General features: G+C 34.8%; 21 protein-coding genes. 6 read left to right on the top strand and 15 right to left on the bottom strand.

All coding sequences use genetic code 11. The features are described 5' to 3' along the window. Nucleotides 1-140 precede the first annotated feature (140 nt). Together acnA and D1B32_RS21970 are read right to left on the bottom strand one after the other, a co-directional pair. Nucleotides 141-2,852, bottom strand: coding sequence for an aconitate hydratase AcnA (acnA, locus tag D1B32_RS21975; protein ID WP_095308818.1), 2,712 nt, complete (start codon nucleotides 2,850-2,852; stop codon nucleotides 141-143). Between the two features lie 248 nt (nucleotides 2,853-3,100). Then, on the bottom strand, nucleotides 3,101-4,210 hold the full coding sequence (locus D1B32_RS21970; protein WP_095308816.1) for an ATP-binding protein: 1,110 nt from the start codon (nucleotides 4,208-4,210) through the stop codon (nucleotides 3,101-3,103). A gap of 236 nt (nucleotides 4,211-4,446) precedes the next feature. On the opposite strand from D1B32_RS21970, the gene D1B32_RS21965 reads away from it, so the two are divergent. After that, on the top strand, nucleotides 4,447-4,905 hold the full coding sequence (locus tag D1B32_RS21965; RefSeq protein WP_095308814.1) for a DUF2621 family protein: 459 nt from the start codon (nucleotides 4,447-4,449) through the stop codon (nucleotides 4,903-4,905). A 434-nt stretch (nucleotides 4,906-5,339) separates the two neighbouring features. Here the strand turns inward: D1B32_RS21965 and D1B32_RS21960 are convergent, their stop codons facing one another. From D1B32_RS21960 to D1B32_RS21950, 3 genes are all read right to left on the bottom strand, one after another. Further along, nucleotides 5,340-5,813: a CcdC family protein gene (locus D1B32_RS21960; RefSeq protein ID WP_095308812.1), complete on the bottom strand. Its 474-nt coding sequence runs from the start codon at nucleotides 5,811-5,813 to the stop codon at nucleotides 5,340-5,342. A 166-nt stretch (nucleotides 5,814-5,979) separates the two neighbouring features. Then, complete coding sequence (locus D1B32_RS21955; RefSeq protein WP_095308810.1) at nucleotides 5,980-6,684, bottom strand: cytochrome c biogenesis CcdA family protein; 705 nt, start codon at nucleotides 6,682-6,684, stop codon at nucleotides 5,980-5,982. 383 nt (nucleotides 6,685-7,067) lie between these two features. Next, nucleotides 7,068-7,289: a YneF family protein gene (locus tag D1B32_RS21950; RefSeq protein ID WP_095308808.1), complete on the bottom strand. Its 222-nt coding sequence runs from the start codon at nucleotides 7,287-7,289 to the stop codon at nucleotides 7,068-7,070. Between the two features lie 724 nt (nucleotides 7,290-8,013). Here D1B32_RS21950 and D1B32_RS23930 point away from each other — a divergent pair. Continuing rightward, nucleotides 8,014-8,157, top strand: a complete 144-nt coding sequence (locus tag D1B32_RS23930) for a hypothetical protein (RefSeq protein WP_158586315.1) — start codon at nucleotides 8,014-8,016, stop codon at nucleotides 8,155-8,157. A 102-nt stretch (nucleotides 8,158-8,259) separates the two neighbouring features. Continuing rightward, nucleotides 8,260-8,484: a hypothetical protein gene (locus D1B32_RS21945; protein WP_095308806.1), complete on the top strand. Its 225-nt coding sequence runs from the start codon at nucleotides 8,260-8,262 to the stop codon at nucleotides 8,482-8,484. 247 nt (nucleotides 8,485-8,731) lie between these two features. On the opposite strand, the gene sirA is transcribed toward D1B32_RS21945, so the two are convergent. The 4 genes from sirA to D1B32_RS21925 form a co-directional block, all read right to left on the bottom strand. Beyond that, nucleotides 8,732-9,190, bottom strand: coding sequence for a sporulation inhibitor of replication protein SirA (sirA, locus tag D1B32_RS21940; protein WP_118890415.1), 459 nt, complete (start codon nucleotides 9,188-9,190; stop codon nucleotides 8,732-8,734). Nucleotides 9,191-9,437: 247 nt separating this feature from the next. Next, nucleotides 9,438-11,441, bottom strand: coding sequence for a transketolase (gene tkt / locus D1B32_RS21935; RefSeq protein WP_118890414.1), 2,004 nt, complete (start codon nucleotides 11,439-11,441; stop codon nucleotides 9,438-9,440). A 228-nt stretch (nucleotides 11,442-11,669) separates the two neighbouring features. After that, on the bottom strand, nucleotides 11,670-11,903 hold the full coding sequence (locus D1B32_RS21930) for a DUF896 domain-containing protein (protein ID WP_095308800.1): 234 nt from the start codon (nucleotides 11,901-11,903) through the stop codon (nucleotides 11,670-11,672). A 177-nt stretch (nucleotides 11,904-12,080) separates the two neighbouring features. Then, nucleotides 12,081-12,719, bottom strand: coding sequence for a YneB family resolvase-like protein (locus D1B32_RS21925; protein WP_095308797.1), 639 nt, complete (start codon nucleotides 12,717-12,719; stop codon nucleotides 12,081-12,083). Nucleotides 12,720-12,996: 277 nt separating this feature from the next. On the opposite strand from D1B32_RS21925, the gene lexA reads away from it, so the two are divergent. Beyond that, nucleotides 12,997-13,620: a transcriptional repressor LexA gene (gene lexA, locus D1B32_RS21920; RefSeq protein ID WP_095308795.1), complete on the top strand. Its 624-nt coding sequence runs from the start codon at nucleotides 12,997-12,999 to the stop codon at nucleotides 13,618-13,620. A 728-nt stretch (nucleotides 13,621-14,348) separates the two neighbouring features. Here lexA and D1B32_RS21915 read toward each other — a convergent pair. Together D1B32_RS21915 and D1B32_RS23925 are read right to left on the bottom strand one after the other, a co-directional pair. Beyond that, the gene (locus tag D1B32_RS21915) at nucleotides 14,349-14,864 is read right to left on the bottom strand and encodes a GNAT family N-acetyltransferase (protein WP_118890413.1); all 516 of its coding nucleotides are present in this window, start codon (nucleotides 14,862-14,864) and stop codon (nucleotides 14,349-14,351) included. A gap of 446 nt (nucleotides 14,865-15,310) precedes the next feature. After that, nucleotides 15,311-15,487, bottom strand: a complete 177-nt coding sequence (locus D1B32_RS23925; protein ID WP_158586314.1) for a hypothetical protein — start codon at nucleotides 15,485-15,487, stop codon at nucleotides 15,311-15,313. Nucleotides 15,488-15,599: 112 nt separating this feature from the next. Between D1B32_RS23925 and D1B32_RS21910 the strand changes: the two genes are divergently transcribed. Then, nucleotides 15,600-15,779 carry a hypothetical protein gene (locus D1B32_RS21910; protein WP_118890412.1) on the top strand — a complete coding sequence of 60 codons (180 nt, stop codon included), beginning with the start codon at nucleotides 15,600-15,602 and terminating at the stop codon, nucleotides 15,777-15,779. A 27-nt stretch (nucleotides 15,780-15,806) separates the two neighbouring features. Here D1B32_RS21910 and D1B32_RS21905 read toward each other — a convergent pair whose 3' ends face one another. Both D1B32_RS21905 and D1B32_RS21900 read right to left on the bottom strand, forming a co-directional pair. Beyond that, nucleotides 15,807-16,259, bottom strand: a complete 453-nt coding sequence (locus D1B32_RS21905; protein WP_118890411.1) for a hypothetical protein — start codon at nucleotides 16,257-16,259, stop codon at nucleotides 15,807-15,809. A gap of 11 nt (nucleotides 16,260-16,270) precedes the next feature. Next, nucleotides 16,271-17,224, bottom strand: coding sequence for a hypothetical protein (locus D1B32_RS21900; protein ID WP_118890410.1), 954 nt, complete (start codon nucleotides 17,222-17,224; stop codon nucleotides 16,271-16,273). A 343-nt stretch (nucleotides 17,225-17,567) separates the two neighbouring features. On the opposite strand from D1B32_RS21900, the gene D1B32_RS21895 reads away from it, so the two are divergent. After that, nucleotides 17,568-17,942, top strand: a complete 375-nt coding sequence (locus D1B32_RS21895) for a YhjD family protein (protein WP_118890409.1) — start codon at nucleotides 17,568-17,570, stop codon at nucleotides 17,940-17,942. A 56-nt stretch (nucleotides 17,943-17,998) separates the two neighbouring features. Here the strand turns inward: D1B32_RS21895 and D1B32_RS21890 are convergent, their stop codons facing one another. Continuing rightward, complete coding sequence (locus D1B32_RS21890; protein ID WP_118890408.1) at nucleotides 17,999-18,253, bottom strand: hypothetical protein; 255 nt, start codon at nucleotides 18,251-18,253, stop codon at nucleotides 17,999-18,001. Nucleotides 18,254-18,403: 150 nt separating this feature from the next. Further along, the coding region (locus D1B32_RS21885) for a DUF3231 family protein (protein ID WP_118890407.1) at nucleotides 18,404-18,732 on the bottom strand (329 nt) is incomplete at its 5' end.

Raw genomic sequence — 18,732 nt, 5'->3', positions numbered from 1 at the left:
AAGCGTAGTGTGTTTCCGGAGCGGGGATTCGTACAATCTCTCAATGCACATTAGTTCGAAGTTTATATTATATTTGCAATAAAAAATTGCTCTGCCATAGTTAGCAGAGCAATTTTTTGATAGTAATGATTTTGTATAAGTTATGCTTTTACTTTATCACGTAATACCATTTGTAAAATACCGCCATGACGATAGTAGTCAATTTCAACATCACTATCGAAACGTGCGATAGCATTAAATTCTGTTACTTTACCAGTTTCATCTGTTGCAGTAACTTTCACTAGGTCATGCGGGCGAACACTTTCATCAACTACTACGTTGAATGTTTCTTTACCAGTTAAGCCAAGTTTCGCTGCACTTTCTCCTTTTTCAAACTGTAATGGAAGCACACCCATCATTACAAGGTTTGAGCGGTGAATACGTTCAAAGCTCTCGGCGATAACTGTCTTAATTCCTAGCAAGTTCGTACCTTTAGCTGCCCAGTCACGAGAAGATCCCATACCATAATCCTTACCACCCATAACAACAAGTCCTGTACCATCTTGCTGATACTTCATTGCAGCATCATAGATTGGCATTACTTCGCCTGTTGGCCAGTAAGTTGTATAACCGCCTTCTGTACCTGGAGCTAGTAAGTTACGAATACGGATATTCGCAAATGTACCGCGCATCATAATTTCATGGTTTCCACGACGGGAACCATAGGAGTTAAAGTTTCTTGGTGATACACCTTTCTCTTGTAAGAACTTACCTGCAGGCATATCTTTAGCAATTGCTCCAGCTGGTGAAATATGGTCAGTTGTCACAGAATCACCGAACAATCCAATCGCACGTAAGCCTGTTAGCGGATCAACCGTTCCAGCATCCTTTGCTAAACCTTCAAAGAATGGTGGATTTTGAATATATGTTGATTCACTATCCCACTCAAATAACGGCTCATCTGTTGTTTGAATTTCATTCCATTTTTCATTAGAAGAAAATACGTCTTCATACTCTTTACGGAATATCTCAGGAGTAACAACGCTTTGTACTTCATCTTTTATTTCCTGCATTGTTGGCCAAATATCATTCATATAAACAGCGTTTCCGTCTTTATCTTCACCTAAAGCCTCTGTTGTTAGATCAATATCTACTGTTCCAGCTAAGGCATAAGCAACTACTAATGGCGGAGAAGCTAAATAGTTTGCTTTTACTAACGGATGAATACGCCCTTCAAAGTTACGGTTACCTGATAATACAGAAGAAGCAATGAGATCACTATCTACAATCGCTTTTTCAATTTCTTCAAGTAAAGGTCCTGAATTTCCAATACAAGTCGTACAACCATAACCAACAAGGTTAAAGCCTAATTGATCAAGATACGTTTGTAAGCCTGCATCTTCCAAATAGCGTGTAACAACTTTTGATCCTGGAGCCAATGATGTTTTTACATATTCCGGCACTTTCAGCCCTTTTTCTACAGCTTTTTTCGCTACTAGTCCAGCCCCTAGCATTACATACGGGTTGGAAGTATTCGTACAAGATGTAATTGCAGCGATTGTAAGAGCTCCAGTTTTCATTGTAGAAGTAGCTCCATTTTGATGTTGTACTATTACTTCTTTATCGAATTCAGATTTATCAAGTCCAAATCCTTGGTTCCCTTCAGGAGCAGTAATTGCTTTATTGAATTCCTTTTTCATATTGGATAGAGAGATCAAATCCTGTGGACGTTTCGGCCCGGATAGATTCGGTTCTAATTCGGAAAGGTTAATCTCAATCACTTTTGTATATTCTGGATCTGCTTGATCTGAAGTATACCAAAGATTGTTTTCCTTACAATATGTTTCTACTAAACTTATTTGCTCTTCACTACGTCCTGTTAAACGAAGATAATTTAACGCTTCATCATCTACTGGGAAGAAGCCACAAGTCGCTCCGTATTCTGGTGCCATATTAGAGATGGTAGCTCGATCAGCAAGTGGCATATCTTGTAATCCCGGGCCAAAATATTCTACAAATTTCCCTACTACATTTTGCTCACGCAGAACCTGTGTTACTTTAAGCGCTAAGTCAGTAGCAGTAGTTCCATTTGGGAAGCTTCCCGTAAATTTAACACCAATTACTTCTGGTGCTGGAAAATAAGATGGCTGCCCAAGCATTCCAGCTTCTGCTTCGATACCACCAACACCCCAACCAAGAACACCTAAACCATTAATCATCGTTGTATGGGAGTCTGTTCCGACAAGTGTATCTGGATACGCATCGTATTCACCAGCATCATTTTTTACACCATGAACTACATTGGCAAGATACTCTAAGTTAACTTGGTGAACGATACCTGTTGCAGGTGGAACAGCACGATAGTTATGAAATGCCTTTTGTGCCCAGTTCAAAAATTCATAGCGTTCTGCGTTACGTTTGAATTCTAAATCCATGTTTGCTTGTAGCGCATTTACTGTTCCATATTCATCAACCTGTACAGAGTGGTCAATAACTAAATCAACCGGAACCTCAGGATTGATTTTATCTGGTTCCCCACCAAGGTCAACCATTGCTTTTCGAAGGGAAGCAAGATCAACAACTGCAGGAACACCTGTAAAATCTTGTAAAATAACTCGAGATGGTTTAAAAGGAACATCTACACCTTCTCCATCCTTCGTTCCCCAGTTTGCAAGGGCTTCAACATGTTCATCTTTGATTTGATGTCCATCATGCTGACGCAATAAAGATTCTAGTAGTACACGGATGGAAAACGGCAAACGCCCCACTTTACCGATCCCAGATTCCTCCAAGCTTTTTAGGCGATAATAGTTATACTTCTTACCTTTCGATTCAAATTGCTTTTTAGCATTAAATACATTTTGATTCGCCATTTTGTTACCCCTTTCATTCACTACTTTTGTTCCCACCTTTAATTAGACAAAGGTATGACAAAATTCTTTCGTTTCAAAAAACGCATCAAATTATTATTAAAATAGGCCTTACATACTTATAATATAGGAATCTACCAGATAAAACAAATAATTGTTCTAATTAAGGCTATATCAATAATTTATGTAAACCGATAACTAAACCTTATACGATGCACCTGAAGTTTTCATTGCAAGTTATCAATTAAAATTCATTCCTCATTTGAATCCGTAAAAACAAGCTGGAATGTACTGCCTTTCGTCGGATTTTGTTTTATTTCCAAATTTGCATGGTGTGCTTCAAGAATTTGCTTTGTGATTAGCAATCCCAACCCTGTACCGCTTTGCTTCGTCGTAAAAAACGGCTCTCCAAGCTTATGAAGAATATCAGTTGAAATACCACGACCCTCATCTTGGACGGAAATAATAATCTTACCATTTCCATGTTGCGTTGAAAGTATAATCTTCCCTGGCTCTTCCATTGCCTCTATTGCATTCTTCACTAAGTTAATTAGAACCTGTTTAATTTGGGAGCGATCACAGATAATTTCCGCATCTACTGGTCGTTCAATTAAGATTTCAACATTGTTTAACGATGCTTGCGGTCTTAATAATGTGACAATGTCTTCTAGCATGTTTATAACAGGTTCAAGTTTCTTATTATCTGTTAAGGGCTTCGATATGTATAAAAGTTCGGAAGTAATCGTTTCGATTTTTTCAATTTCATCAATCATGATTGTGAAATATTCCTCTTTACGATCAACCCCTGCCTGCAACAACTGTAGAAAGCCTTTTAGAGAAGTTAATGGATTTCGAATTTCATGAGCTATCCCTGCAGCTAACTGACCCGCAACTGTCATTTTTTCGGAGCGAACCATCATTTCTTCCGTTTCTTTTTTATGCGTAATATCCTTTAAGTAAACGAGGTAATGCATAGGTTTCGTACCGCCATCTGTCCATTCTTCAACAATACAATCTAATAAAACATGGTTTCTATCGTTATTAAGAACGTTCAGAACGAAATTCTTCCTACTATTTTTCTGAGTTTTTATTTGTTCTCGAATATAAAACACATCGTTATCAGTAAATTTTTCATCCCAGTGTGTTCCCAGGAGATCTTCCATCTTGTAGCTCAGTGTGGTCTCGACTGCTTTTGTGGCATAAACAATTTTCCCGTTTCCATCGACAATTAAAAAGGCATCACTACTATTTTCTTCAATCCAATTTTGTACGGATAGGGGTAATGCAGTAACTCTATTGGTATTATTTGTTCTACTAAAAAAAGCTGATATATCCTCGCCATTATTATTATTAACTCCCATAACTGCTCCCCTTTCTAGTAAATCACATCTTATAATATAATTATGATGATAACTTATAGAGTATGACACTTGTTTATCTTTTTTACTCCCATTATAATAGAAAGAAATAGATACCACATGAATGATTAATCAATGTAATTTTACTACAAGTATAACAAAAAATAAATTAATTATTACAATTGTAGCTAATATTCATAACTATTGCGTTTCGTACATTAAAAAGTTAGGTGAATAGCATGTCAATAATTATCGTATTATGGGGGTTCTTCTTAATTAGTTTGATGGGAATAGGTGGATTTTTCATGTTCCGTAAGTTCTTAAAACGTTTGCCAAAGGATGACGGAAAATCAATCATGGACTGGGAAGAATACTATATGGAAAAAACACGTCATATGTGGAAAGATGAAGAAAAGCAACTACTTGAAGAATTAGTATCGCCCGTTCCTGAGCTTTTTAGAGATGTGGCAAGACACAAAATTGCAAGTAAAATTGGGGAAATCTCTTTAAAAAAAGAGCAAGATTCGATTACACAATCTACTTTAATCGAAGGATATATTATTGCGACACCAAAACGCGATCATAAATTTCTAATTAAAAAATTAAATCAAAAAGAAATCGATATCACTCCATACCATCATCTTTTCGAAGCGTCTCAAGATAATTACGCAACAGACTGGAAAGAAAAATATAAGTAAATGATCTTTCCTCATCGAATAGATTCATGTCGACTAGCGATTTACGGTCTGCCCTCTCCGTTCATTGGAATGGTTCGACTTCCTGAACATTCTTACGTAGCAGAATCACTCTGGAGAACTTGGCTTTTCACCATTATGGGCGAAAAGCCAAGTTCATCAGAAACATGTCCCTTCCAGGGGTTCCCGACATTAGGTTTTAACCTGTTTTTGGTAAGCCAATCTTCGCCTAGTGTCGATGCCTGGCCTGATTTCACAACAAGGATAGAAATGCGACTAAACTACATGTCTTAGACAGCCATTCGGCAAGTATTCTTTAGATTATCATGAGGCGAAGAAAGTCTTGCTACGGTTTTAGCTCTTCGTGGAAGCAGTTTCTCCGGTATCTAAGTTATCCACGGGATTCAAATTTCATAGCTTCCTAAAAAAAAGTGCGCTTACCCATTGGGTAGCGCACTTTTCTTAAGTTGCAAGAATTGATAGAGCATCGATACTCTCCATGTTACGATCATACCAAATGCAAGAATAAAGAACATTCCGCTTGTTTCTCCAAAAGAAATCGTACTTCCGAGAATTAATTTAATAACGATCCTTACAATTAAAAGTCCAAATAAGATAAATGGAAATGCCCGAGAAGGTACAAGAAAAATATCTTGATCCCGAACTTCGAATTTTGAAGATTTTATAAGTAATATGGAAAAAATCATACCAACAAAGAACGCTTCCAATACTTGAATCCAAGCAATATGGAATACTGGGAAAATAAACATCAATGCACCAGTACTCATAAATAATGGCGGCAAGATAATTTTCTTTACGGAAGCTGGCTTCTTCGCTGCATTTAACCGTACAAATATCATTCCGATAGCCATACCTGCTGCTACAATTGTACTCGCAACCAACCAAAACATGTCAATCACTCTTTCATAAAAATGAATCTATTCCAGATTCATTGATTCACTTTAGTTCACAGTTTAATAACCCACCTGTAAAGAAGCCAATTCACAACGGCTATTAAACGAACTTCATTTTTTTGTTTTTCAATACTATAGTAATATATGCGGCTGTAAAAATCCATTAAAATCCGGAAAAACCAAACCATCCCGCTAAAAATCCTGTCAGTTTAGTCATCCAATCAAAAAAGAGTGCAATTCCCATTAATACCATAACCCAACCACCAATAGTAACGAGTCGGCTGCTGTGCTTCTTAATCCACTTTAATTTCCCAATAAACAGGGATAGCAATATAAATGGAATAGAGAATCCTAGAATGTAACTGATCATCATAACCATACCCACTTCTGGATTCGTTGCCGCTAACGACAAAACGATGAGCAAAATCGGACCAACACATGGTGTCCAACCAAGCGAGAAAGCCATTCCAATAATAATAGATCCAAAAAATCCTGCTGGACGATTTTTAAAATGGATTTTTCTATCTTTCATAAGAAATTCAAAGTTTAATATTCCTACAAGTACAAGACCAAAAAATATAATTACAATTGCACCAATTTGTCTAATAAGATCTTGGTATAACGTAAGAAACTCTGCAATAAATGTGGTAGAAAATCCAATCATGATAAATATACTTGAAAATCCAATCAAAAAACAAAACGTATGTATAAGTGCTTTCTTATTGAGTTTTTTATTTTCATCATTTATTTCACTAACACTCATACCAGTAATATAAGATAAGAAAACTGGATAAAGCGGTAACACACATGGTGAAATAAAAGATAGAAAACCCGCTCCAAATGCGAGGAAAATATTTATTTCTGACATTACAATCCCCCTATCATTTCCATTTTCTATTCTAACAGAAAATGTTATAAAGGAAAGCAATTGATTTTGACAAATAGCGTACACTTTGATTAACACGTACGATTACAGGAAAATATCTCTACAAAATTATATCAGCAATATTATTCATACTCGTTTAAAACATTTTCTATTAGCATGACATATCACCACACATACTTAGCGGGCTATAAAATGATCAAGAACATAAAAAAACCACTCCTTCTGCTTCATTTTTCAACAGGTAAGTGGTTTTTGAGAAAAATTAACCTAATTATTTCTAAAGTGCTGTGACAATTTAACCAAATAAAGTTTTTCCTATGTAAAAGGGTTAACTAACTACTGTCAAACCCTTGATACGAGTGCTTTTACTTTTCACCTTGATTATTCATTGCACGCATCATTTGATTAATTTTCTTTTGCGACGGTTTTTGACCCATTTGCATCATTAATGTCCGAAGCATCTGCTCATTAATAGGTGGATTCTTTTTCAAATAGCTCATCATATATTTTCTTGCAATAAAAAATCCAAGAGCAACACCAGCAATTAACGCTGCTATAGCAATTAGTACGACCCAAATTGTGCTCATCTCTAGTTTCTTCCTCCTTCGTGTTGTCTCTAATACAGTATATTAAATTAACGATGAGAATACAATCGATTACGAAAAGATTGTAACAAATTTATCGAAAACCTGGTCATTCAACGTTTTTCACTTAATTTAAGTTTTTCTTTAGATACATATCAATGCTTCTAAACGAATCTGTTTAATACTATAAAATATGCGTGGGTAGATGTTATTAAGAAAAAGGATTTGAATCTCTCTCTTAATAATCTACATACAATTTCAGCTTCGTATGCTTCGTTAGTTTTTAGAAACATTTCTTTTCCTTCCTGATTATGTCTTTGTTAATACCTTTCTCATCATATTGTATATTCAGTTCTTCATCTTTAAATCCTTCGAGTAGATACATTATCTTAGCACACATGTGTTGGTAAAAATACAGATATAAAAGTAATTAACCCAATTTAATTGCAATAGATGTCGGTTGATCAACATAACTGAAGCCATGCCTCAACTGCAGTCGCGAGTGTTCTCTACCTCGACTAAATTATAAAAATGAAACCGTTGGGTATACGTCGGTGCAATTAAAGGATATAACGAGGAAGGTTATGGAGCGCTATTTAATTGGAGATAAAGCTGTTCCTTATAAACGGAATGATAGAAGTTGGAAAATGTAAGAGATTATTCTTTAACAATCATTCTATTATTTTGCCACAATTTACTGATATAATGCTATTGAGGTGAGAATAAAATGGACTTTAAATCTATTGCTAAAAAAGGTGCTAAGGCATGGAAGGATATGGATACACAAAAGAAAGACAAACTAAAACAAGAAATAACCAAGAGGATAAAGAGTGAATCTGCTAACAAAATGATTAAAAAACTATTTAAATAAGCAACTAAGGTAAATAGGAGTACATAAACATCTACATTTCCATGCCCTCCTTTAACCTGATAGAAATAACCATATAATTACATAGATAAGGGAGACACCCTAATGGATTACCTTAAAATAGCAAAAGAGTATTATTTAAATCTGATTGAAGTAAGCATACTTATTTATCTCATTCGTGCATTTCCTAATTCAGCATCAATAGAAGAAATGACATGCAATGAAGTTGTTTATTGGCAAGTTCAGAAAGGACTTGACAAATTGATTGAGAAAGAACTAGTAAGCAAAGTAAATCAAAAATATAAGATTCAAAGAGATATTTTAATTTGATGATATGGCTTATAAAGTGTTGTCAATTAAAAGGTCCCCACACGCAGTGATATTAATTGACAATGGTGTTCCACCTAGAACCATAGCTGTTCGTTTGAGAAACACTATTGATATGATATTTATTCTCATTCTACTAAGAGCAAGAAGATAAAGCAGTCAGTACATTCATTAATAGACTAGCTGGGGCTAATTGATTTAGGTTAGCCCCTAAACACTACAGCACAAAGCTTTTTAAAAGTATATTAAATTAACGGTGAGAATACAATATTTGCCTCATTCTAACACTGTTTTTCTGTGTGATTGGAGAAACCCAACCATAATTGGGGGCTTTTTTTCCTTGGACAAATACAAAGGGATAGCAATTGCGTAACATAGGAAATAACAGCATCGCAGCATCTTGTAATTCGTTGCACTGAAAATGCAAACGCCCATTTTCTGCATGAAGGCGAATCATAATATCATTTTTAGTTAAGTACAGCATGTGACCATCTGTTTGAATTGACATCTGGTTAAGAGCTTGACTATTTAACTGTGCTGCAATGGCCTGTAAAGAAATATGATGGGTAATATATATGTATTGGTCTCTCAAATCTTTTCTAGTTGGATTAGCCTCATATTCTTTAAGAAATCGGTGTAGTATATCACTTTTATGAAAATAAGATCTTGCGACATCCTCTTTGATCCAATAAATAGCATACTCCATCATCTCTACTCTCCTCCCCTTTTAACTCTATTATCTATTATAGAGAAGCTGTGCAGAAAAGAATGTCATATTACCATGCAAATACCAACTAATTTTGTCGAATTGGCAAAACAAAGCGGGAAAGTATATTTTTTTCTGTTATTTCACCTTTTTTATGAACAAAATTTTACTATAAAGGCTTTCTTCGAACAATCCAATTTTGCATAAAAATAAAGATGGCTCCAAAATGGAACCATCTTTATTTTAAGCTTTATTTTAAAACGTCCTTAACATGCTTGATAACATTTTCAACTGTAAAGCCATACTCAGTGATTACTTTTTCTCCTTTTGCAGAAGCTCCGAATCGATCAATTCCGATGATTGCTCCCTCATTGCCAACATAACGGTCCCAGCCGAATGATGAAGCCATTTCAATACCGACACGTGCTTTCACATGTGGTGGCAATACTTCATTACGGTATGCCGCGTCTTGCTCTTGGAAACGATCCCATGAAGGCATACTTACGACGCTTACATCAATATCTTTTTCTAGTAATTCTTTCTGTGCAGCTACCGCTAATTGAACTTCAGATCCTGTTGCAAGTAACAGTGCATCAGGAGTTTCTTTCTTAGACTTACTAATTACGTAAGCACCTTTCTTAACACCTTCGTAGGCGTTTTCTTTTGTACCTTCCAGTGTTGGCAAGTCTTGTCTTGTTAACACAAGTGCAGTTGGTTGATCTTTTGATTCTACTGCTAGTCTCCATGCTGCTTGTGTTTCATTAGCATCAGCAGGACGAATCAATGATAATCCCGGAATTGCACGCAACGCAGCTAGATGCTCTACAGGTTCATGCGTTGGTCCATCTTCACCAACAGCAATTGAATCATGTGTAAATACGTACGTAACCGGCGTATTCATAATAGAAGATAAACGGACGGCTGGACGTAGATAATCACTGAAAACAAAGAATGTACCTGCATACACATTTAAACCACCGTGTAACGCCATACCATTCAACGCAGCGCCCATTGCATGTTCACGAACACCAAACCAAATATTTCTTCCCGCATAATTTTCTCGAGTGAAATCTTCATCATCATTCATTGTTGTTTTATTCGATCCTGCTAAGTCAGCACTCCCACCGAAGAAATTAGGTACTGATTTTGCAATTGCATTCAGAACTTTCCCAGAGGATGCTCTTGTTGCCAATGTATCTTCTCCTGGCTGGAATACTGGAAGTTCTTTTTCCCATCCAGCAGGAAGTTCTCCGTTTATTGCAAGCTCAAGCTCGCCGGCTGCTTCTGGATATTTCTCTTTATACGCAGTAAACAATTCATTCCATTGTGATTCTTTTTCTGCACCATCTTGTACAATTTTTTCATTAAAATCTGCATATACTTCATCCGGAACATGGAAATCATCATGTGTCCATTTATAATATTCTTTTGTTAATACTACTTCATCTGTACCTAAAGGCGCACCATGTGAAGATGCAGAAGCAGATTTATTCGGTGAGCCATAGCCGATAATCGTTTTTACCTCGATTAATGTTGGCTGTGTTGTATTGCTTTGTGCCTCTTTAATCGCACTACGAATTGCATTTAAATCGTTTCCATCTTCTACACGAATTACTTGCCATCCATACGCTTTAAAACGCTGCTCTGTATTTTCAGAGAAGGAACGGTTTAGGTCACCATCAAGTGAAATATCATTTGAATCATATAACGCAATTAATTTACCTAAACCTAAATGTCCAGCAAGCGATGCTGCTTCGTGTGAAATACCTTCCATTAAATCGCCATCACTAACAAGTGCATACGTATAATGGTCAACAACGGATAAATCTTCTTTATTAAACTTAGCAGCTAAATGTGCTTCAGCCATTGCCATACCAACAGACATTGCAATCCCTTGGCCAAGTGGTCCAGTTGTCGCTTCTACACCATCTGTATGATTCACTTCAGGATGACCAGGTGTTTTAGAGTCCCATTGACGGAAATTTTTCAAATCATCAATTGTAAGATTATAACCAGATAAATGAAGCAAGCTGTATAAAAGCATGGATCCATGTCCAGCAGAAAGTACGAACCTATCTCGGTTAAACCATTTTGAATTCTTTGGATTATGATTCATAAAGTCCGTCCAAAGCGTATATGCCATTGGCGCAGCTCCCATTGGTAAACCCGGGTGACCTGAATTTGCATGTTCGATCGCATCAATCGACAATGTACGAATCGTATTTACTGATAACTGTTCAATCTCATGTGACATAGTTTCTTGCACCTCTCGTTTCTAAATTAATGGAGTATTCTTCTTCATTCTATAATGAAACCGGTTTTGTAACAAGTAATTCCTTCTATTTTGTTTGCTGTCCAAACAAAATAGAAGCTAACAATGAAATCTTTCGTAAATTAAAACTATTGGAGATAACACAAACAAAGAACAGCTGACCACTTATATAGTAGATCTAACTGTCCTTTATGCAAGCAAGCATTATGATTAATGCATTTTATTCCTTTTTTGTAAATCTCGAACTTTTTGTGGTGTAACATCATTTCCAGCAGGGTCAATTACTGTCATTGTTTTAAATTGGTTTTTAAAAGAACTCCGTACATTATTCAAATATTCTTCTCTTAATTGCTTTTGTTCTTTTTTTTCCTTATCGGATAAACCTTCTTCTTTAGCTTTCTTCGCCAATATATTAATACGTTCTAGTTTTTCTTTTGATAGCATAGAACGGACCTCCCACTATTTAAAATAACATTAGAAAACTTGGCATTCGTCAAGATTTCAGGCGAATGTCTTACCCAAACTGCAAAGTAGTATGCATTCCTTCCTATTTGCAAAATAAAAGACAAGAATAATAATCTAATTCCTGTCTTTACATCGTACTCTACACGCTAGCGATATTCAAGTATTTCGAAATTCTTTATACCTCCGATGAACAGTTGCCTTCGAAACATTATACCCCAATCCATTTAATGTTTTTGTAATTTCATCAAAGGTAAGGTTGTTTTGACGCAGGCGGACAACTTCCTCAATCGGAAATGAAATACGATCTCTTCCTGGTGCGTGGTTAATATTGGAGAGGTTTTTACTTGGATTATAACCTTCTCGAATAGCCTTTTTCACCCCACGTTTTATTTTCATGTTGTGAATTTTCCGTTGGTATTCCTCAACAATTCCTACAATCTGCAAAACCATCGAATCTGATTCAGTTAATTCCAACTCTCCATCTTGCATCACTGTGTAGATAGGAATCTGCATTTTATTCAACTGATGAAATAGGGCAATTTTCGTATTCCCCCTACCTAGTCTTGTCTCATCCTGAATCAATAAACAATTAGCTTTGTTTGCAGAAAAATAATCGAGCATTTGAAAGATACCTTCTCGTTCAATTTGATAGCCACTCTCTTGCTCCTCAATACAATCAATAACCGTAAAATTATATTTTGCTGCAAGATTGAATAATTCTTGCTTCTGCCGAGCTAATGAAGTTTCTTGCGTTTTTTTATCTGTACTAACACGGCAGTATATCAGTGCATTCAAAACGTCGTGCCCCTTCGTAAAATATTTTACCCACTAATAATGATAGAAAAGTATAAGAACCCTAATGTTAACGCAAAAGCTACTAAATAAAAAGCATCCGTTTTTGAAATTTTTTCAAACATGATTATAGCCCCCTTTTTAAGAACGACTGTTCGATTAACAAAAGTATACTACCGAACATATGGTCTTGTCAACTTTTTTAGAACGAATGTTTGCTTAAGTATACGTAAAATGGTAAACTATCATTAATAAATCCTATGTGAGAGGTGAAAAAGAGATGACAAAACTTTCAAAAAGACAACAAATGATTCTTGAGTTTATAAAAGATGAAGTTAGAAAAAAAGGATATCCACCGTCTGTACGTGAAATAGCAGCCGCTGTTGGTCTTGCTTCTAGTTCTACCGTTCATGGGCATCTTGAGAGAATTGAATCGAAAGGATATATTCGCCGGGATCCTACAAAACCAAGAGCAATCGAAATTATGGATCTATCAGAAGATAGTCATATACCTAAAGAAGAAGTTCGCTATGCTCCAGTGATCGGTAAGGTTACTGCAGGTATTCCAATTACTGCCGTTGAGAACATCGAGGAATTTATTCCGCTTCCTAGTACAACCGCAAGTCCTGATGATAATTTATTTATTCTGGAAATTGATGGAGAAAGTATGATAGAGGCCGGAATTCTTGATGGAGATATGGTTATTGTTAAGCAACAAAACACTGCAGATAATAGTGATATTGTTGTTGCAATGACCGATGATAATGAAGCAACAGTAAAGCGATTTTTTAAAGAAAAAGGACATATTCGCCTACAACCAGAAAACGCGACGATGGAGCCGTTAATTTATCAAAATGTCACGATTTTAGGAAAAGTAATCGGATTGTACCGAAATATTCATTAATCTATCGGCACGGCCGGAATAATATTCCAATATATACGTATTCAATAGCCCTATCACAAAAAGTGTTGGGCTTTTTTCTATTCGTTATCAGACGTTTTATAAACAATATAAATACCGTTCACACTTATGTATGAACGGTATTTGGAACTAATCGTTATATGAAGTTTATTAAAAGGAGTTACAATACATCACTCCGATAATTTGGTGATTATTTCGTGGGTACATGCCAAATATCAAGCATTGAACTTCACTAAATATTTAACCGCACTCACCAAATAAACACGCTTAATAATTTGTTAGATACTGCTCTCTCTCCCATGGGTGAACAGTTGTTCTGATTCTATACTATGAAATAATTCTATTTCATATTTTTTCAAGGTCTCGATCACACTAGGATTTTAGTATTTTCCATTTCGTAAATCGGAACATCTGATATCAATAGTATTGGGGCATCACTGGGGCGTCGTGTGGGGCACAGTATTTGTGATTGTCTTAGGTTTGTTATCTGTCATTTTAAACGTGTTTCTTCCTATTTATATAGTACACCATATAACATAAACTATATGTAATAAGAAAGCCGTACAAAAACACACCAGCAACACCCAAAATTTTAATTAGCATAATTTAACCGCATTTATTGCGGTTTTTTTGTACAAAAATAACCCCTAAATGGGGTTATTCAAAATACTATAGTTTTCTATAACTAAAACACCCGTTAGTTGAATATGCTAAAATTTCCATTCCTCATCTAAGATTGCGTAATAATACTCATCCCACCATTCATTTCCTTGTGGTATGCACTTCTTGAAAAACCCTTCTCTTCTCATACCAATCTTCTCCATAACTCGATATGATGAAATATTTTCAGGCTGACAAGTAGCTATAATCCTATGTAATTTCATTGTCTCAAAACCATATTTTAATATAGAATGTGCTGCTTCAGAAGCATAACCTTTATTATAATATTTAGGATTGAACACCCAACCTATCTCATACGTATGATCACCAAAATACTTATGGAACACAATGTGACCAATCAATATTTGGTCTTTTTTTAGCAACACAGGGAAATTCTTAGCTTTTTCACTACTGTTTTTAATTACAAATTCCTTTGAATCTTCTTCAGAAAAAACACCTTCTGGCATATATTTCATAACATTAATATCAGATGTATACTTATGTATACATCGCCAATCGTCATATGTAAATTTACGTATTATTAACCTTTCTGTTGTTATGTTCATTTGCTTCCTCCCCCGCAATATTCATATGTACCATTTTCTATGATTATCTTTAGCAAAACACCTAATAGTGCAATCAGCCTCTTATAATATAGAACACAGGAAAGTTACTACTTATCTTTTTTATCTAGTCTAAATAATATAAATAAAAAAGATAAGACAAATATTAATGAAAACCATATTACTCGTGAGGTTGTAATCACTTCACCAAATTGTTCACCGTTGAAGTAATAGTATAAAAAATTTGCTATGGTACTTCCACCAACTGTAATCATTGAAACTAGAACCGCAGAAACAATTGAGATAAATATCTTTTTAACAGTTATATTAATCACTACCTCTCATATAGCATAATGACGCTTTGACATATAGCTTAATTACGAAATACTATGAGATAAGTTTCAATTTTTCTTCTTCAACTAAACTGCCAGTTAGCTCAATAAGAAAAGCTAATCGAAATATTTATTTGCTATGTAACCAAACTTACCTCGATCTAATGCTATTTCCTTTATTAAGTGAAAACATCTATCGTGGGCAACTGTATAAAATTCTCCGATAATAACAGCTTCATTAAAACTTATAACTTTTTGGCACCCTCCACAATGCAACTTACCAATTACAGTCATAATATCCCTCCTGGATACTTGATTCGACAAAATAATAAATTATCCTTTTTTAAAATTTACACCCCCTCTTTCCAACTTCATTCGATTGTAGATGTGAAGGGAGGTGTAGACGATGAGAGTAAGAGAAAAGTATCTTGAGAATATCTACAAGTGGGAGAAAGAACAGGAGCAACGTGAGTATTATATTGAGGATTTAGAAAATCATGATGATTTAACAGATTCGTTGGTCGACACTAGGGTTAATGAGGTGTATGATTTTAATTTAGCGCGGGAAGTTTGGAGAGATTTGTAAGAGAGTTTAAGCCCTCGAAATGAGGGCTTAAAGGTTTTTTCTTACTTTTTTTATAATTGATGCTAAGTTAAAAATTGCTTTAATAAAGAAAGCTACACCCATTATTATAGCTACTTGCTCAATAATAAGTACATACTGATTATCATACATGTTATCTAGAAATATAGCAGCAAGACCAGATACCGCAGATACAATAAAAAAGACAAGACCAAAATATATTGTGTTATAATATTCGTCCATATAACCAGCTCTATCTGAATTAGCAATTTTAGTGTTTCCCAAAAAACCAACAATCACTCCGAGAGTTGTGAACAGAAAACCTATAAAAATAGAATTTATAGTTAAAATATCAATATGTTTAATATTTTTCATGGTACCTTCGTTTATCATATCATTATACAAAGCCAATGTAATTAAAACGACAAGTATTATTAATAGAAATAAATTACGGGAATTTCGACGAACAAAGCGACGAATCATTTAACCCTCTCCTATTCAATCTTACAAAACCTTAAAACTTCACTTTTATGTTTATTATAAACTTTCACCATATTTTCATAAATATCTTTTTTTATTAATTTCATATCTTGAATATCTTCATTAAAATCAAAATTAACTTTTTTCGTTAGTGGATTGTTTATCAAACTATGTTCTTGTGTGTATTCACCATCATTCTTTGCTTTAACTCTAACCTTAGAACCAAATTGTGTGATTTTCCTTATTGCCTGACTAAACATTCCTTTATCAGGAAAGGTGTCCTTATTACGCTCTGCAACCAATTTTATCGTAAATTCAACGTTTTTTAGATTTTCAATGCTTTCATAAGTATTCCTATCTAATCCAGTAATTGCTTCATCCCATAACCTTGAGTCTGATGGAGGTAAGGTTGTTTTATAAGTTATTGTTCCAATTGAATCTTTTTGACTTAAAAATGGTATGGCATCTTCAACGCTAACCGAAGCTATTTCCCCAAACAAACTGTCGTCTTTATATAAATTAGTGAATAATTCTCCCAATTTAAGTATTGATGGCGCGGATTGCTCAAATAAATAAGATACAATTAATGTTTCCCTATCTATAAGTAAATATGTAAACACTTCAAAAATTTGATCTTTTTTCACGTCAATTGGTCTAGAAATTAAAGTTTTATCTTCTCTAATATGAAAGGACCTTACATCTTTTTCTTTACCAAGACGACCAAAAATATATTTGTCATTATGTTCTATTACTTCTAAAGTTGTGTAATCTGGATCATACTCTTGTTGTATTCTTATGCAGTTATTGTTAAGTTTATCATTAATTACTTCTTCAAATAAGTTATTTATTTCATTTATATCCAGATCATTAAATTGCTGTTCATCTGCTTCTGTACCGGTCTTCTTTACAAGTGACCTTTTAAGTACCCTAAGTTGATGAAAATGTAACTTTTTAAATGTTTTAGCCATATAAATCCCCCTAGTTGTCTTTTTAACTTATTGTAATACAAATTTGACAAAAAAGGGACTATTTTCCTGCTTTTTTACAAAATCATATAAAACGCACCATATTATCCACTTAACAGTTAAAAACTAATCACCAAACACATCAATCACATCACTAAACCTAACCCTCGTACGGTCCTCATTATCATACATTAAATACTCACTGAATCATAACGTTCAACTTTGACCCCATAAGAACGTTTATTTTTATTTTAACACAAAACAAGAACAAATATTCTGCTTTTGTTGATAAACTGTAAAAACTCATTTAGAATTGAATTAATAATCTTATCTTGAGGTGACTATCTTGGATATCGTAAATCAATTTATTGCTACGTCGCTTGCTATTAAAATTTTCAAACGAGATCAAACGGCTTTTATGGATTTTAAATTTTTTGAGTTATATTTAGATATGACAGATGCAGTCATCGGTAGATTACAAGAGGATTTAAATGGATTGAGAAAAGAAATGATCACGAAGCATCATATTGATGTTAGACAGATTAATGGTACTAAATATCTTGTTAAGGGCAGAGATAAGAATGAGGAAAGGGAATATACACCGGAAGAATTAAAGCAGATGACTAGAGTAGTTATGGATAGATATTTAACTGGAGATAAGGCTGCACCGTTTGAGCGCCAGAGTGGTAGCTGGAAAATGAAATTCCCCCACGATAAGTGAGGGAGTTTTTAGTCTTATTGTGTGGGGGAAACTTCAAAATGGAGTAAACACTAAATTCACTCCTCTTCTTCCTCTTCCTCTTTCAAGTCAACATCGTTTAAATCCAGCCAAGATAGCATTTCTTCTACAATGGTATTGATTTTTCCACTTACCTGTTCAATGCCGTATTTTTTCTTAGCTTTTTCTATTAGTTCTAGGACATCATCGTTAAAATCGATAATTGGTTCATCATTTTCAAGATTGTTGAATAAATCTAAGATTTCATCTAAGGCCTTATCAAAACGCTTGGTTTCATATTCATTTGCTTTCATCTTATCACCCAGTAATATTATGACCCAGAAAACATGAAATAAGCCCCCACAATTGAGGCTTTTCAACCAATAAACTTTCTAATTTAAGAATAATTTTATTCCAAATAAACTTAAAAGAACCTGTTCAAACGAACAAGTCCTTAAGTATAATTAGTTTTCCTTTGAAGAATAATGTAGAGGCGGAGGGATGAGCCAACCCTTTTCTTTAGTCAACTTTAATAATTTACCTCCAAATGCAGCTTTACTCATATGAAATTGCCCAAACATCATTGCAATATCCTCACGAATAGATTGCCCGATTATTTGACTACAAGTAACTAAACTCGATGCTGTTATTGCAGATACTGAGGCCGCTACATCTGCATCCTGAAATCGTGCACCCGTAGGAATATCATTAAGCTCTACATGCGGTGGCTCAGGAGCTGCAGGTGGTAGAGCAACACCGTTTTGTTTTAATACTTCTTCAACTTGTTTTACCT

The organism is Oceanobacillus profundus (assembly GCF_003515705.1).
Classification (GTDB): domain Bacteria; phylum Bacillota; class Bacilli; order Bacillales; family Amphibacillaceae; genus Oceanobacillus; species Oceanobacillus profundus.
Note: the sequence above shows the minus strand (reverse complement) of the source record. Positions and strands in the feature narration are given on the sequence as shown.

What these genes read in the sequence shown, in the direction of transcription:
- acnA (WP_095308818.1), bottom strand. Translation starts at nt 2,852, where the DNA reads ATGGCGAATCAAAATGTATTTAATGCTAAAAAGCAATTTGAATCGAAA.
- D1B32_RS21970 (WP_095308816.1), bottom strand. Translation starts at nt 4,210, where the DNA reads ATGGGAGTTAATAATAATAATGGCGAGGATATATCAGCTTTTTTTAGT.
- D1B32_RS21965 (WP_095308814.1), top strand. Translation starts at nt 4,447, where the DNA reads ATGTCAATAATTATCGTATTATGGGGGTTCTTCTTAATTAGTTTGATG.
- D1B32_RS21960 (WP_095308812.1), bottom strand. Translation starts at nt 5,813, where the DNA reads ATGTTTTGGTTGGTTGCGAGTACAATTGTAGCAGCAGGTATGGCTATC.
- D1B32_RS21955 (WP_095308810.1), bottom strand. Translation starts at nt 6,684, where the DNA reads ATGTCAGAAATAAATATTTTCCTCGCATTTGGAGCGGGTTTTCTATCT.
- D1B32_RS21950 (WP_095308808.1), bottom strand. Translation starts at nt 7,289, where the DNA reads ATGAGCACAATTTGGGTCGTACTAATTGCTATAGCAGCGTTAATTGCT.
- D1B32_RS23930 (WP_158586315.1), top strand. Translation starts at nt 8,014, where the DNA reads ATGGACTTTAAATCTATTGCTAAAAAAGGTGCTAAGGCATGGAAGGAT.
- D1B32_RS21945 (WP_095308806.1), top strand. Translation starts at nt 8,260, where the DNA reads ATGGATTACCTTAAAATAGCAAAAGAGTATTATTTAAATCTGATTGAA.
- sirA (WP_118890415.1), bottom strand. Translation starts at nt 9,190, where the DNA reads ATGATGGAGTATGCTATTTATTGGATCAAAGAGGATGTCGCAAGATCT.
- tkt (WP_118890414.1), bottom strand. Translation starts at nt 11,441, where the DNA reads ATGTCACATGAGATTGAACAGTTATCAGTAAATACGATTCGTACATTG.
- D1B32_RS21930 (WP_095308800.1), bottom strand. Translation starts at nt 11,903, where the DNA reads ATGCTATCAAAAGAAAAACTAGAACGTATTAATATATTGGCGAAGAAA.
- lexA (WP_095308795.1), top strand. Translation starts at nt 12,997, where the DNA reads ATGACAAAACTTTCAAAAAGACAACAAATGATTCTTGAGTTTATAAAA.
- D1B32_RS21915 (WP_118890413.1), bottom strand. Translation starts at nt 14,864, where the DNA reads ATGAACATAACAACAGAAAGGTTAATAATACGTAAATTTACATATGAC.
- D1B32_RS23925 (WP_158586314.1), bottom strand. Translation starts at nt 15,487, where the DNA reads ATGACTGTAATTGGTAAGTTGCATTGTGGAGGGTGCCAAAAAGTTATA.
- D1B32_RS21910 (WP_118890412.1), top strand. Translation starts at nt 15,600, where the DNA reads ATGAGAGTAAGAGAAAAGTATCTTGAGAATATCTACAAGTGGGAGAAA.
- D1B32_RS21905 (WP_118890411.1), bottom strand. Translation starts at nt 16,259, where the DNA reads ATGATTCGTCGCTTTGTTCGTCGAAATTCCCGTAATTTATTTCTATTA.
- D1B32_RS21900 (WP_118890410.1), bottom strand. Translation starts at nt 17,224, where the DNA reads ATGGCTAAAACATTTAAAAAGTTACATTTTCATCAACTTAGGGTACTT.
- D1B32_RS21890 (WP_118890408.1), bottom strand. Translation starts at nt 18,253, where the DNA reads ATGAAAGCAAATGAATATGAAACCAAGCGTTTTGATAAGGCCTTAGAT.